General features: G+C 43.5%; 16 protein-coding genes. 1 reads left to right on the forward strand and 15 read right to left on the reverse strand.

Going from position 1 to position 14,730, the window contains the following annotated elements:
- Positions 1-55 precede the first annotated feature (55 nt).
- The 5 genes from QUB39_RS19650 to QUB39_RS19670 all read right to left on the reverse strand — a co-directional run bounded on the left by QUB39_RS19650 (position 56) and on the right by QUB39_RS19670 (position 1,747).
- On the reverse strand, positions 56-397 hold the full coding sequence (locus QUB39_RS19650) for a ribbon-helix-helix domain-containing protein (protein ID WP_333212616.1): 342 nt from the start codon (positions 395-397) through the stop codon (positions 56-58).
- A complete protein-coding gene (locus tag QUB39_RS19655) occupies positions 378-557 on the reverse strand; it encodes a ribbon-helix-helix domain-containing protein (protein WP_333212614.1) in 180 nt (59 codons plus the stop codon). Before QUB39_RS19655 ends, QUB39_RS19650 begins: the two co-directional genes overlap by 20 nt.
- A 202-nt stretch (positions 558-759) precedes the next feature.
- Positions 760-1,029: a ribbon-helix-helix domain-containing protein gene (locus tag QUB39_RS19660; RefSeq protein ID WP_333212612.1), complete on the reverse strand. Its 270-nt coding sequence runs from the start codon at positions 1,027-1,029 to the stop codon at positions 760-762.
- On the reverse strand, positions 1,013-1,483 hold the full coding sequence (locus tag QUB39_RS19665; protein WP_333056968.1) for a GIY-YIG nuclease family protein: 471 nt from the start codon (positions 1,481-1,483) through the stop codon (positions 1,013-1,015). The genes QUB39_RS19660 and QUB39_RS19665 overlap by 17 nt, the downstream gene beginning before the upstream one ends.
- A gap of 39 nt (positions 1,484-1,522) precedes the next feature.
- Entirely contained in the window at positions 1,523-1,747 is a 225-nt protein-coding gene (locus QUB39_RS19670) for a helix-turn-helix transcriptional regulator (RefSeq protein WP_333056967.1), read from the reverse strand.
- Positions 1,748-1,969: 222 nt separating this feature from the next.
- On the opposite strand from QUB39_RS19670, the gene QUB39_RS19675 reads away from it, so the two are divergent.
- The gene (locus QUB39_RS19675) at positions 1,970-2,203 is read left to right on the forward strand and encodes a hypothetical protein (protein ID WP_190663608.1); all 234 of its coding nucleotides are present in this window, start codon (positions 1,970-1,972) and stop codon (positions 2,201-2,203) included.
- Positions 2,204-2,246: 43 nt separating this feature from the next.
- Here the strand turns inward: QUB39_RS19675 and QUB39_RS19680 are convergent, their stop codons facing one another.
- The 10 genes from QUB39_RS19680 to QUB39_RS19725 form a co-directional block, all read right to left on the reverse strand.
- Entirely contained in the window at positions 2,247-3,017 is a 771-nt protein-coding gene (locus tag QUB39_RS19680) for a DUF3226 domain-containing protein (RefSeq protein ID WP_333056966.1), read from the reverse strand.
- Entirely contained in the window at positions 3,014-4,111 is a 1,098-nt protein-coding gene (locus tag QUB39_RS19685) for an AAA family ATPase (RefSeq protein WP_333056965.1), read from the reverse strand. Before QUB39_RS19685 ends, QUB39_RS19680 begins: the two co-directional genes overlap by 4 nt.
- 202 nt (positions 4,112-4,313) lie before the next feature.
- Positions 4,314-4,580, reverse strand: a complete 267-nt coding sequence (locus QUB39_RS19690) for a Txe/YoeB family addiction module toxin (RefSeq protein ID WP_333056963.1) — start codon at positions 4,578-4,580, stop codon at positions 4,314-4,316.
- A complete protein-coding gene (locus QUB39_RS19695) occupies positions 4,577-4,801 on the reverse strand; it encodes a hypothetical protein (RefSeq protein WP_333056962.1) in 225 nt (74 codons plus the stop codon). The genes QUB39_RS19690 and QUB39_RS19695 overlap by 4 nt, the downstream gene beginning before the upstream one ends.
- Before the next feature lie 209 nt (positions 4,802-5,010).
- A complete protein-coding gene (gene aspS / locus QUB39_RS19700) occupies positions 5,011-6,804 on the reverse strand; it encodes an aspartate--tRNA ligase (RefSeq protein WP_333212608.1) in 1,794 nt (597 codons plus the stop codon).
- 154 nt (positions 6,805-6,958) lie between these two features.
- Complete coding sequence (locus QUB39_RS19705; protein WP_333056960.1) at positions 6,959-7,546, reverse strand: hypothetical protein; 588 nt, start codon at positions 7,544-7,546, stop codon at positions 6,959-6,961.
- Between the two features lie 434 nt (positions 7,547-7,980).
- Positions 7,981-9,408, reverse strand: coding sequence for a transposase (locus QUB39_RS19710; protein WP_333485137.1), 1,428 nt, complete (start codon positions 9,406-9,408; stop codon positions 7,981-7,983).
- Positions 9,409-9,500: 92 nt separating this feature from the next.
- Entirely contained in the window at positions 9,501-10,130 is a 630-nt protein-coding gene (locus QUB39_RS19715) for a macro domain-containing protein (RefSeq protein WP_333056959.1), read from the reverse strand.
- A gap of 349 nt (positions 10,131-10,479) precedes the next feature.
- Positions 10,480-11,454 carry a diguanylate cyclase gene (locus QUB39_RS19720; protein WP_333211543.1) on the reverse strand — a complete coding sequence of 325 codons (975 nt, stop codon included), beginning with the start codon at positions 11,452-11,454 and terminating at the stop codon, positions 10,480-10,482.
- Between the two features lie 10 nt (positions 11,455-11,464).
- Positions 11,465-14,560 carry a response regulator gene (locus QUB39_RS19725; RefSeq protein ID WP_333211541.1) on the reverse strand — a complete coding sequence of 1,032 codons (3,096 nt, stop codon included), beginning with the start codon at positions 14,558-14,560 and terminating at the stop codon, positions 11,465-11,467.
- Between the last annotated feature and the right edge of the window lie 170 nt (positions 14,561-14,730).

Here is a 14,730-nt window from a genome sequence, read left to right on the forward strand (position 1 = left end):
CTGTGCTCTCTGCGTCCTCTGCGGTTAAATAATCCAGAAACAACCTTAAATGATATTACTCGTCGCTGTCGCTTTTCTGTTGCTGCGATCGCTCTTCGCTTTGAATTCTCCCCTCAGATTTAGCCTCATCTACTGCTTCTTGAATTAATGTCAACACCATATTCGAGACCGGCCGATAATGCGATTTGGCTAACCGCTCTAGGTCTGCTTTAAGTTCTTCTGGAAGATATACAACTATTCTGGGGAGTTTTGCTGGCAAGGCTGTTGTTTGTGCTTTTACTGCCCTATTGTACCTTACCCCGTCACCGTCCAAAACAAAGTACACGGCAGGACACGCAGGCAGTTGAGAGCGATCGCGCGCAGTGGTAGTTGCTAGTTTAATCGTCTTTGGATTCATTAAACTTGCCTTCCTTCAGCGCTCTTTCGAGTCCTTCTTCCACCAAAAGTAATGCCATTTGGGAAATCGAACGACGCTCAATACTCGCCAGTTTTTCTAACTTCTCCTTAATTTCGGGCGGCGGGTAAAAGGCAACTCTGGGAGATTTTGCAGGACTCACATTGTTTGGGGGTAGCGTGTTCACGATGTCATTTTACCTGACTGGAAATTTTTTAGAGATTTTTTAAGCCAAGGTAGCACACCACAATCTAGTTTAGGCTATAGTAATCTAAAGACCCAAAAACCCAACCCCACTCCAACACAAAATCAACGGCCCGACAGGTTGGCAGTTGAGAATGACCCATCAGCGTAGAGATCAAAGGTTAATTGCTGCTGGGTTCATCTTCTGTAGTCTGTTTAGCCAAGTAAGCATCTACAGCTTCAGAGACAATCCGACTTACGAGATTGCTGACTGTCCGGTCTTCTTTCTTGGCCCAATCTTCCAAGACGTTGTAGGCGTTTGGAGGAACGTAGCTGGTGACTCGTTTTAGGTTTTTTGCTGGCAAGTTAGGCAACTGGGAATTTACTTCATACATCGATCGTACTTTCTTTGTACGCCTCTTTGGTGTCGCCCCTTCAGGTGTTTGACTCATCCCGTTTCGCCTGGGCTTGCTCTTGCTCTTGACACCAGTTTTCTATTAGTTGACCTCCGACGCTGCTCATATCCCTTTCCGCACGAACGCACAAGGCTTTGAACCTGATCTTCAATGCCTTGGGAATTACAAGTTTGATGGTGTCTTCTTCGCCTCCAACCCTTGTTTGGTTAAGAGATGGCTGGAAGTGTTCAATCAAGGCTTTTTCAATAGCTACCAGCAGACTAGCATCGCTGCATTCGAGCCAAGCAATCCGAATATTACCGCTCATTACCTTTAGCTGATACCAGCGATGATGTGCTAGCCAACGCTGTTGAAGGTTCCTAGTCCTGCCAATATACAAAACCGCGTCACCGTCTAAAACGAAGTATACGGCAGGACAGGCTGGAAGTTGAGAGCGATCGGCCAATGGCAGTGAGGGTAGAGTTAGTGGCTTAATCGTATTTGGATTCATGAACCTCCATTCCTGCTGCGCTCTAATGTGTTAATTATGTCATTTTAAGCCATCGGGATTGTCCTCCTCGTAAACCATTAAGTCCCCAGGCTGACAGTTCAGTGCTCTGCACAAAGCGCTGAGAGTGGCTTCGTCAATTCTCGTGAGTCGGCGGCGGGTTTTGAGTCTAGAAAAGGAAGTTGGGTGCATTCCAATTAAAGCAGCCAACTCTTTATTGCTGATATTACGCTCGGCCATCACAACTGCCAATTTCCAACGGATCACTACTGACTCTCAACTGCTAGCCATGATATTGCAAGCTGATGTTAGCATTCCGTAACCTTCACTACCCGCTAATTAACCGCTGCGGTTAATTATTTATCTGGAACAGTTGACTAATTGCAGAAAATGAACTAGACTCAGGATGTACAAACGGAAAAGCGATCGCCCCTGGCCTGGAAAACTTGAGGGCGATCGCAATTCCACTATTCGTGTAATTCAAAGTCTATGATATCACAGCCAAAGTCAGTTCCCGAACTACTCCGGGAAGAAATTCCTGACGTACCTCAAGGTAAGCAACCGATTCGTTTGCTGTTGTGTGGCGTTCCCAAAGCGGTAGACAGCATTGTTAATCTGTTGCACGTTTTAGGTTTTGCAGAAGTTGGGGAATGGAGCCCGCCTCTACCATCGCCTATCGCGGGTGAGGTAATTCGGATTTTAACCCGTTACTGGAAAGAGTAATTGTTGAGGGCGATCGCACGAATTCCAGAAGTGCGATCGTCCCTTAACTCAATTCCAAAAGTTGGCTCAAAAACTCAATAAAATTTGCCAAAGCAGGAACCTGCTGCTTTGTCTGTTCGCTGACCCAATTATTATCAGCAATACTTGTTGTATTAGTCTTCCCAGGTTTGAGAACGCTGACAACAGTAGCAACTAAAGCTTTTTCGGGATCGAAATTTTTCCACTTTAAAGATTTTCTATCTGACTCAGAAAACTCATTTAGATAAGAACTAGCTTTCTCCATGTACGCGGGATAAGCTATCTGTCCGCACTCACACAGCAAAGTATCCAACACACCGGGCGAAGCGTTATCTGGCAAAACATAGACTCCTGTACGCGGGCTATTAGTATTTACAACACCAGGGCGAGCGGGAAAATTAGGAAAATAACTTCGGAATTTGTTAGCATATGGTTCCGCAATGCGATCGGGAGTTGATTTGTCGCAATCGGCAACTATCCCGAAGGCTGCCAAGTTTGTCTGATACTCATAATTTGTGAATAAAATGTCATCCAAATTAGTCACAAGATTGCTTCCTTCACCTGCATAAATTGCTACAGAGATAGTATCATTAAACAGAATAGAAGGCATATCAAGACGTTTGTACAAGTTTCCTTTCTTGGGATAAACGGGAATAAACTTGCGCCAGAAGGGGTCTAACTGAGACTCTAATCCTTTCAACTCTTCCCGCAAATCTTTGAAATTCAAAAGCTTGAGAACCTTGCCTGTAAAGGCCTGATCGTGTGGCCCTTCTACTCCAATAATGGCGTATTTCACACGCGCACCTCCTGACCCAAATCCTCCCGCAATCTTTGCAATCTTTCCCGTTCAATTCTAACTGCTTTAGTTTGTGACTCGTGTTTCTCTAAACGATAAAGAACTAAGTCCGTCTCCGTATCGCTAGCATCCAACATCGCATCAACTGTTTCTAAACTGTGAGTAGTTGCAAATAACTGAACATTCATTTGCTTGCACCACTGCACAATCCACGCAAATGAACTGCGAAGTGCTTCAGTATGAATTGCTGTTTCTATCTCATCAATTAGCAAAACTCCACCTCTGACTTTTGTCAGCGTTAGAGCAATAAAGAGCAAGCGACGTACTCCATCACCAAAAGAACTTAATGGTGAAATTCCCACTTGTTTGTGGTCAATATAGAGACTGCTACGATTGCCGCCATGCGAGAGAATCACTAAATCAATAATTCCTGAATCCATCACTTGCAATAGATTAATCACTTCCGGCTTAAAACGCTGAAAAATAGCTTCTGACAGCAAGCCAACTTGTGACTGTTCTATGCGGTGAGAAAAAGGTGTCACAGTATCAACTGACAGCATTGCATCTGAGCGAATTCGCCGATTAGTTAAACGCTCATTTTCCCAAATTTCAAAAAATTCAGATAATTCATTTGGTGAATCCGATATAATAGCTTTTAGCTCTATTTCTGCACCTCGCAGAGTATTATCAAATCCAAGATCGTCTGAGGATTGACTTTCGTCATCTTCCGATAATTCCACTCCCTCAATTTCTTGGTAAATTGCCCTCGACTCTCTCACTAAAAACTTACCATTACCAGAAACACGAGTTTCCATTGGGTAAAAATCCAATTGTTCTTCTTCTTTATTTTGAGGAAACAGCCATTGTAGTGCCTCCAGTCTTGGCTTGCGAGAATATTTGATTTCTCGCCGCCACGATGTGTTCAGCCATTCCAGGGGATCTAAGGGGCGACAATAGGTTGATATCGCCTCTAAAACACTGGTTTTACCTGAGTTATTTCCACCAACCAATATGTTGATTTGACCCAAGTCCTGCAAGGTTAAATCTCGCAGGCCTCGGAACCGATGAATGGTTAAATTGTCAAGGTGTTTCATAATTATGATTTAGGCATTTCAACTGAGATGCTTCGTTTCTCTCAGCATGACACATCGGCTTTGCCTAAGTCCCGATCGCCTTATGACTTGGGCGTATAAGTCGATCGCACTTGCAACTCCTTCAACTGCTTCTCATCCACACCAGACGGCGCATTTGTCAGCAAACAACCCGCCTGCTGCCTCTTCGGAAACGCAATCACATCTATTCAGTGTAATGATACTTACAAGCCGCGATCGCAATTTCTCGATCTGTAACTTGGTAAACTAAACGATGTTCGTTATCAATGCGCCTAGACCAAAAACCACTTAACTCGTATTTCAGAGGTTCAGGTTTTCCCAATCCTTCAAACGGTGAGCGGTCTATATCTTTAATCAATTCTACAATTTTGCGATAAATCTTTTTGTCTAATTTTGCCCATTCATTAAAATCTGCAAAAGCAGAAGATTCAAAAACAATTCTTCTGCTCATTGCAAATTCTGTAAGTTAACTTCAACTAAATTTTGCCGCTCGTTAACATTTTCAATAGCTTTTAAAAGTCTATTTTTGTTGACTTCGGATTTCAAAAGATATTCTGTTTCATCACACTCAGAAACAATTATTTCAATCTCTTTATCTCCAAAAGTCGCCTTGATTTGTTCTAAAAAATGATGATTGATTTCGCTGGCTTTTAAACGATAAACTGTTGACATCGTTTTTACCTATTTTCGATTATGCTAATTATAGCGTTTTTAGTCTAAAGACCTGGAATGTAACTCTAGCATACAGTATCAGCCAAAGTTTTGACTCAATGACAGTCCTGGACGCAGAATCGTGTCTGTCATGCTGAACAAAACGCAGTCTAGTGAAGCTTCGCTTCTCTCAGCATGACACATCGGCTTTGCCTAAGTCCCGATCGCCCTTATGACTTCGGCGTATAAGTCGATCGCACTTGCAACTCCTTCAACTGCTTCTCATCCACCCCAGCCGGCGCATTCGTCAGCAAACAACCCGCCTGCTGCGTCTTCGGAAACGCAATCACATCCCGAATCGATTCCTCACCAGCCAACAGCATCACCAACCGATCCAAACCGTAAGCAATGCCTCCGTGGGGCGGAGTTCCATACTCAAACGCATCCAACAAAAAGCCAAACTTATTGTAAGCTTCCTCAGTCGATAAGCCGATCGCCTCAAACACCTTTTCCTGAACTTCCCGCTGATAAATCCGCAGGGAACCGCCGCCGATTTCTGTACCGTTTAACACCAAATCGTAAGCTTGAGCTCTCGCAGTTTTCAAATCATTAATATCGTCAGGATGCGGCGCAGTAAACGGGTGATGCAATGCTTCCAAACGCTTCTCATCAGCGTTCCATTCAAACATCGGGAAATCTGTCACCCACAGCAGATTCATCTTATCTTTGTCAATCAATCCCAATTCGTTACCCACGAACAAACGCAATCTATCCAAAGTCTTATTGACAGTTGTCACATCGGCGGCTGCGAATAACAACAAATGACCTGGTTGCGCGCCCGTGCGATCGAGCAATTGCTGTTTTTGTGCTTCCGTCAAATTATCCTTAATTGCGCCGATCGTATCAATTTCGCCATTATCCCGCACCCGGATGTAAGCCAATCCCTTCGCACCCGCTTCGCTGGCTTCCTTAAACAAATCGCCTTTCGGGCCCGGTTTAATCCGCACGTTAGAAATCGCATCATTCCCGCCCGGAATCGGCAAAACTTTCACAATTCCGCCCGCAGCAACCGCCCCGGAAAATACCTTAAATCCCGAATCTTTCATCAAATCGGAAACATCGACTAATTCCATACCGAAGCGAGTATCCGGTTTATCGCTACCGTAGCGATCCATTGCTTCAGCGTAAGTCAAGCGCGGGAAAGGACGAGGCAATTCTACCCCTTTGACACTTTGGAAAATATGGCAGACTAAACCTTCGTTTAATTCGATAACTTCTTCTAAAGACATGAAACTCATTTCCATGTCTAATTGTGTGAATTCCGGCTGTCTGTCGGCGCGCAAATCTTCATCGCGGAAACAGCGGGCAATTTGATAATATCTGTCCAAACCCGAAACCATTAACAATTGTTTGAACAACTGCGGCGACTGCGGCAAAGCGTACCATTCGCCCAAATTGACGCGGCTGGGCACTAAATAATCTCTCGCACCTTCAGGAGTCGATCGCGTTAAAATTGGTGTTTCAACTTCAATAAAACCTCCCACATCTTCCAGGTGGCGGCGCATCGCTTTGACTACTTGGTGGCGAAGCTGCAAATTGCTACTCATGCGAGCGCGCCGCAAGTCCAAATAGCGATATTTCAGACGCAAATCTTCCCGCACGCTTTCGGTATCCGCCGTCGCCACCTGAAAGGGTAACTGTTTGCGAACCGCATTCAACAACTCAATTTCGTCAGCATAAATTTCCACCTCACCCGTAGGCAATTTCGGGTTGAGGGAATCTTCGGGGCGGCTGCTGACTCTACCCGTAATTTTAAGCACGTATTCGCTGCGTAAAGCCTCAGCCCCGTGATAGGAATCGGGGGTGCGTTCAGGATCGCTAACAATTTGCACAATACCCGATCGATCGCGCACATCCAGAAAAATCACCCCGCCATGATCGCGGCGGCGATCCACCCAGCCGTAAAGGGTGACAGTCTCTCCGATGTGTTCGCTTCGCAGTTCGCCGCAGTAGTAACTTCTCATGGTTGGGGGTTATGGACTAAAAATAATGCTTTTTGATTATAGCGCTTAGTGTCAAAACCTTTTATGAACAGCCAAGATGCCTGTTCCACAAGAAAATTCAATCTTTGTGGAACAGGCATCTTGCCTGTTCTTTAAAATGGTCTCATATCTGAGTTTAATCCTTCTTGTCAAAAAACACCGTCAGCGAGTTCCATGCAGACTTAGCCGCATCCGTCAAGCGAGTGCCGATCGACTCAATTTGCTTCACAATAAGGTGCCAATTCTTTTCAGCTTCCGTGTGAATGTGGTCAACAGCTTGTTCGATGCGATCGCGTTCGATCAATTTATTTTGTTCCACCGCTTCTCGCGCTTGTCGCACTGCTTTCAAATAAGCTTCGCGACTGACAACACCTGCATCTTGCACCTGCGCTTGCGCCCGCGTTTTAATCGCATCTACCACCAGCCAATTTTTCTCAGTTTCTTGTTTAATCAGCTTGACTGCTTCTGTGAATCTCTCGTGGGCGAGATCCTTATTTTCTTCGATCGCCCCGGAGGCCTTATTCACAGCTTTTAAATAAGCTTCGCGGGTGAGTTCGCCCGCTGCTTGCACTTCGGCGGTGGCGCGTTTTTTAATTGCTTCAAACAGCGCCGCAGTTTCTGCGATCGCCTCATCAGTCGCGTCGGGCATCTCTTTTTTGACGAGCTCCGTCGTTTCGAGAGTTGCCTCTAAAACTGGTTCCTCAGTTACTTTTGGATCTGTCATATCAATCTTCTCCTTTGGTAGCAAACATTTTGCACAAAACTAACAGTCCCCGGACGCAGACTTTGTATGTGTAGCGCCCGATTGAATTGTGGTTTTTTATACAGACTTTGTACGTTTAGCGCCAGAAGTAATTCTGGCATTTAATAAGAACTAGGCAATTCTTGTTCCAGCTCGCTCAACTTTTGTATCCGCGCTTACCTAGTTGGAATGACCTCAGTTCTATTACATTATATCTACCAAAGTTTCTCTTGTCTGTAGGATACCGCCAACTTGCAGGTACGGTTTAGCGCACTTAGGATCGCGAATTAAATAACTTACAATTTTAATTGTTATTGTGGGATGGGCTCTTATAGCCCGTCCACTCATGACGGGCTATAAGAGCCCATCCCACTTTCAAGAGTGGAAGTTATTTAATTCAATACTCCGGACAGTTTTTAAGCAGCGAGAGTACCATAGGATAGGACTGACGGAAGGTTAGGGTGATTTAAAATTAAATTCTGGTCTAAATCTAACTTCTCAATAAAGGTGTAAAGTATATGCCTATTGAATTCAAGGCGTTTATAAGAAGCCATCGAAAACACGAATGGAGCGGGAGATGAATGACGATTATAAGCTTCATATTTGGCTAAGTTTAAAGCAGTCAGACTGGCATTAAAATGAAAATCCAGGCGTTGACCACTACAAGATTGGCAATCGGATAAACCTGTAAATTGTTTGGCATCACGAAAAATAAATTCAATTTGAAAACGAGCCCGATAATACTCAAGTATTTGCTCACCTGTCAGATCGAGAGCAGTGCTGAACAATAAAATATTTTTAATTTTACCGTTAGGTTGAACTTCTTGAAGACAAGCTAAACGTATTTGACATTTTAAACAAACACTCCATACTACTAATGAATAAAGCTTAACCCCCGGCTTGATTTCTTTGATAAAAGTTAAGTTTTTTAATTTGTTACAGTCTACTTTTCCATCATATTTGCGAGGGGCACCTATTTTGTTTTTTTCACCTGTATAGATGTAATTCAAGTTGGCATCAGACCGTAATTTGCTAATCAAATGTAAATTTGAATCCCGTACAGCATCCCAGAACTTGGCGCGACAATAATAACCGTCAGCTACCAAATAACGTACAGATTCTGGCAAGATAAAACGAGTTTCTTTTAAATGTTTGGCATAGTCGTCAACTCTTGTTAATTCAGGCGTTGAGCTTTTAACTGCCTCTTTTTTTGTCTGTTTTTTTGAAGTTTTTTTCCCTTTAGTAGTTAGGGGACTTTTGGGTAGTTCTGTAGGAGGACGCCAGGGCGTTTGTTGTACGCTCACACTATAAGATAAATGAGTTTCAACTTCGACAAGAGAAATGACAGAAATTTCTAATCCCTCTTCAGGTCTGCCAGCTACACCATTATAAAATGTAGCTTTACCTTCAGTCTTTTTGCCACTTTTGTTAATAAATGAACAATCGATTGCAGCAATAATTGTTCGCTCAGAATTCAATGCTTTCTTGATAAAACATTGATGGAATTCACTAAAACTAAATTTTTTCAAAAAATGACGACGATAAGTTTTTTCACTCAAGGAACTATAACGGCTCAGATTGGTAAAATTCACTTTGCCATAAACAAGTAATATGGTGGAAAATAAAATTACCATAAACTTTTTTTGGGATTGACTAATCCCTGACATTTGTTGTAAGATAGATTCTATAATATTCATCGGGCATTTTTTTAAGTTCGTGTGTTTTTTGAGCTTAACGTAAAAAGTGCCTTTTTTTTGATTATCGGTTAAAATCTCAGGGAGTTTTTGGCTCTGCTCGCGGAGCGCCGCTGTTCCAAAACTGTCCGAAGTATTGTTAATTCTCATTCCTTAAATTTATGATAAGTCTCTCTACCTAAAACAACACACACCAATCAACTTGGTTTCTCAACCCAATAAAACGGGCAAATTTTATAATTTCAATTTGCCAACTGCAAATCTTCGCGATCGTCGGTATATAACAAATGGTGACATCTTTGAGCGTGCAGTAAAGATTGAGGAAATTCGTACTGAGATAAGAGGATATCTTCCAGCGCAACTTTCATTTGATTGGCACAGATATGTGGTGGCATTTTGCCCATTCCCGTACCCATGCCGGGAATAGCGATAGTTTCAATTATATGTTTGACAGGAGTTCCATCTGCGACTGAGCCAAATTTTACGAGAGTCAAAATAGCGCGGGTTGCTAGATAAACATTTACTGTTTCTCTTAAAACTGTGGGAACGCGCATAATTGGGGCAGCTATTAAATAGGGAATTTCTGCATGATCCGTGTCTACAATTTCTGCCATGCCTACTAAGAGTTCGCCGTGATGTCGAGATTGAATTATTTTTTGCAAGCGTTCAAGAACCTGCCCTCCAAAATATTCCGAAATTTCTAACTCTAAGCCGTCGTCCATGAAACCAAAACTATTCCCCGGACTAACAATAGCATCGCATTTCACATCAAATATTGAACCGTGATGTATCTTTACATTTTCCATACTGCCGCAAGTGCTTTCCCAGGCTCTAACTAAACTATCGTCTAAGGCAGCCAGCACAATTTGCATAAATACTCTCTCTTAATTTTAATGGCGAACAGCCAGAACGATCGCCAATTTAATCCTACAATACTTTACATAAGTCCGCTGAATCTAAAATTCATCTCAATTTCAACTAGCAAATGTTCAATAGCTACGAAATTTTTTGCTCGCACACACCCTTAACCTAATACAGAGAGAGCTTTTAACGCGGTTGTCACCCTCTCAGTTTTAGGTGTGATGAGCTGTACTGCATCGTGTTTTCTGGCCCAGGGGCTAAAGTCTGCAAGCTGTTTCCCGATCTTGTTTTCAGTTTACTCTTTCTCGGTTGAACTCACGTTTAATAAATACTGCTTATGACGCTCCGATATCGGTGTTCTCAAAAGAAAGGTTGAGGATTGAAACAGCGTTTGGTGCGTTTATGCTCGTACATCAGTTTATCAGCCTTTGCCAGCAATTGTTCTAATAAAACTTCATTATTTAAATCCCCAAACTGCACACCAAGACTTATTGATATATAAGCTCGCTCGGACTGTTGATTAAAGCGATCTATATTTTCTTGCAGCCGAGCATGGAAATTAGTAGATGAATCCCCCGAAAAGTTAGGAATGAATAAAGCAAATTCATCTCCTCCCAGTCGAGCTACAATATCCGCCTCACGAAAGGTTTGTTTCAATATTTGAGCTGCGTCCACGATTACTCGGTCTCCCATTTCGTGTCCTAAAGTGTCGTTAATTTTTTTCAAACCATCTAAGTCAGCGAACAAAATAAAATAAGATGTTTGCGTGCGCCTCGCAATTTTTAGTTGTTGCTCTGCTAGTAAAAAAAAGCCCCGTCGGTTATATAATCCCGTTAATTCATCGGTCACGGATAGCTGTCTTACTTCTGCTTCTGCCCTCAGACGTTCTTGGATTTCATGTTCTAAACGTTGATTTTGTTCTAGCAGTTGTTGGCGTTGCTGTTGGATGAGTAATTGATTTTTTACTCGCATCAGCACTTCCTGTTCTTGAAAGGGTTTGGTAATATAGTCTACGCCACCGAGTTCAAAGGCTCGTACCTTGTTTTCTAGTCGTTCGAGGGCACTGATAAAAATAACCGGTATCTGAGCACTCGCTTCCGATGCTTTTAACTTTTGGCAGACTTCATACCCATTCATTTCCGGCATATTGATGTCAAGTAAAATTAGACTCGGTGGGTCGCGATGAACACCTTGGAGTGCCATTCTGCCGTTGAGGGCTTTACGCACAATATAGCCCTGTGACTCTAGAATTTTGGCTAACAAGCGTAGATTGTCTGGGGTATCATCCACGATGAGAATATTCGTTTGGGCCGCAAGTTTGAATAAAGCTGTCATGTTCTTATTCCTAAATCTGGGTGAGAGTTGCGATCGCTTCAAGCTGAAAGTTATCTACCAGAGATGTCATCGCCGCGATGAAATCTTGTTTCTCCTTGGGAATTTGAGCGATAAGTTCATAAAGCTTATTATCACTAAGATCGAGTGCTGCTTCATGAACTTCTGCAATCCACTTGGGGGGCATGGTTTTCAAGTCTGGAGTCAATATCTTTGGTGGCGAAGCTGATGAGTCTGACTGAACTTTTTCGGCGTAGCAGTAGCGGACGCCCAAGTGATGAGCTATCTTGTCGAAAAGTGTGTCTTCAGTAAACGGCTTGGCAATGTAGTCATCGCAACCGACTTCCAGGCTGGCGGTGCGATCGTCCTCAAAAGCATAGGCAGTGAGGGCAATTATGCGTGTAATTTGTCTTCTGTCCTGTGACATTTGCCCTGAGTTATCTGCTGATGACTCATGACTCATGACTAATGACTGTTGTGCTCGAATCTGTCTCGTCGCTTCATAACCATCCATGACAGGCATTTGAATGTCCATCAAAATCAAGTCAGGGTGCCATGTTTGCCAACGATCGATCGCCTCTACCCCATTTTCCACCGCACACACATCAAACCCAACTGACTCCAGCAGCGTCACCAGCAGTTGCCGATTTTCTAGAACATCTTCTACTACTAGAATTCGGTAGATAGGTTGCCCAGGTTCGATCCCGATAATCCGATCGCTAATTTCAGGTTCATCTAAATCAACCGACTCTGGTAGTTCCAAAACGACTTGGCAGGTAAAAGTCGAGCCTCGATTCAGGGTGCTTCGCACGGTGATATCCCCTCCCATCAGACGCGCAAACTCACGACTGATAGACAGTCCTAAACCTGTTCCTCGATCGTGGCAACCGCGATTGGTTTGCATGAAAGCCTCAAAAATTGATTCTAAATCTGAGGGAGAAATGCCAGGCCCGGTATCCTCAACTTCGAGACACAAGGTAATAGTTGGTTTAATATCGGGTGGATTAGTGGCGCGATCGCAATTTGTACCGGATGGCATATCATCTAATGAAAAAGCTCGTCCACGTAGGGCTATGCTTCCTGTTGTTGTAAATTTGAGCGCGTTCCCCAGCAGATTAATCAAGATTTGGCGAAGTTTTGCTTGATCGCCACACACATAACGGGGGACAGTAGCATCCCACTCGCTGCTCAGATGTAACCCTTTCTCAGGCGCTTTGATGGTAAACATCTCGTTAATAGAACCTAGCAGTCGATGCAGATTAAAACAGCTTTTACTCAGTACCAATTGCCCTGCTTCAATCCTAGACATTTGCAAAACATCGTCGATCAATGTCAGCAAGTGTTCTCCACTACGGGTAATGATCCCTAAATGCTCTTGAAATTCTTCTGGGATATAGGGGCTGCGGTTCATAAGCTGGGTAAATCCCAGAATCGCGTTGAGTGGCGTTCTGAGCTCGTGGCTCATGTTGGCAAGGAACTGGCTTTTGGCACGGTTGGCTATAGCGGCCCTTTCAGCAGCGTGTTCTAGGGCTGCTTGCGAAAATTCTAACACCGCCAGCATGAGGATATGTCTCATTTCGGCAGCAGCTTCTAACTCTGCAATCTGCCACGGATAAGACATCTGGCGCACTGTCTCTTGCCACCGTTCAAAGGATCTGCGGGGACACAGGTGCATTTTTCCAATTTCGTCGATCGACACAGCATCCTGTGGATTACCTGCCCAGTTTATCGTTTGAATTTGTTCGGGTCGGAACCAAAGGATATGATATGACTTTTGTTTGGCATAGCATAGGAAGATTGAGATTGCTAAAACACCGCTAGCTCGCTCTTTGAATTGCTTGGCTTGGGGATACAACTGAGACAAAGAAGCTGTTGCAAACACTCGTTCTTTGTTCTGTTGCAGCAACCACTGCACGAGTTCGTCTACCTCAGCTTCAGATGGTGTTTCACCCACCAATGTCAGACGACCATCGAGCTCAATTGCAGCTCCCTGAGCATGAACTAAATCTAGCAATTGAGAAGCATTTTCGGTCAATACCTGTTCGATAAAATTAGAATCCCGCCGGAATGCCTGCTGAAGTTTATCCTGAATAGTTTTCGCCTGCGATCGGTAAACGTTCAATTCTCGCTCTTGCTGATGCACCAGTTCGATCGAGGCAAATTGTCCTAAAAATTCACAGCTTTTGCGAGTTTCGTAATCTACCAATCGCGGGCTGTAATGGTGACAGGCAATTAATCCCCAGAGACGCCGATCGTCAATTAACGAAATCGTCAGTGTCCCAGCCACTCCCATATTCTGCAAATATTCAATGTGGTAGGGAGATACTCCCCTTAACACACAAGCACTGAGATCCTGGGGTGTATTGGTTAGGGGATGGTTGGTGGGAATTAGGCGGGCCGGGGTGTAATTGATATTGGGAATTTGGCGCACCCAATTGCTGTAAAACAATTTGCGGGCGGGTACGGGAATATCGATCGCCGGGTAATGCAATCCCAAGTAGCTTTCTAGATAGCTTTCTTTCTCTTCAGCAATCACCACCCCATGCTCATCGGCTTCAAACCGATAAATCATAACGCGATCGAACCCTGTCATGGCTTTTACTTCTCTAGCAATGGTTTGAGCTAAATCAGAAAGACCGAGCGCAGTGCGAAAGTTGAGGATAACTGTTTGCAGACGCTGATAAAAATCCATTGCATGATTATTTTCAATAGTCAATTGGGGCTCTAGTTCCAGAATCAACTCATCGGGTCGCTGATGCACTGTGCTTCTAAAACTTTGAATTTTTCCGTCTTTTAGAGGTATTTTCAGATTAAAACTATTATGAATCTTGAGCTTTTCTTGATTGAGATACCTGACCATTTCTTGTACTTGCTCGTGACCAAATAGCCATGGCAATGGCTGACCTAGCAATTCTGCGACAGCAATGCCAAAAAACACTTCTACATTGTCACTTACTTGTAAAATATTGAGCGTTTTTTCTTGCAACAATAAAAGTATTCCGTGGGGCTGAATATGACCGGGAGCATATACTGATTCTTCACTGCAGTCCTCTAAATTTGTTAAATCTAAAGGAGTAATTTCCGAAATCTTTGGTACTTTATGAGGCATTTTAGAGCAGTAGTTATCAATAAAAATCAAGGATGTTTTTTGGAAAACTTTACCAACAATCAAATTGAATTATTGTTGGCTGTGCCTAATTTCCTAAGCTGTTCGGCATTTAAAGGACTTGCGTAAGGTGCGTCAGCATCTAAGGTTTTCCGTTTCAGCGTAAGGGTTCG

Origin of the sequence: Microcoleus sp. AT8-B5, from assembly GCF_036705565.1 — a bacterium.
Classification (GTDB): Bacteria; Cyanobacteriota; Cyanobacteriia; order Cyanobacteriales; family Microcoleaceae; genus Microcoleus.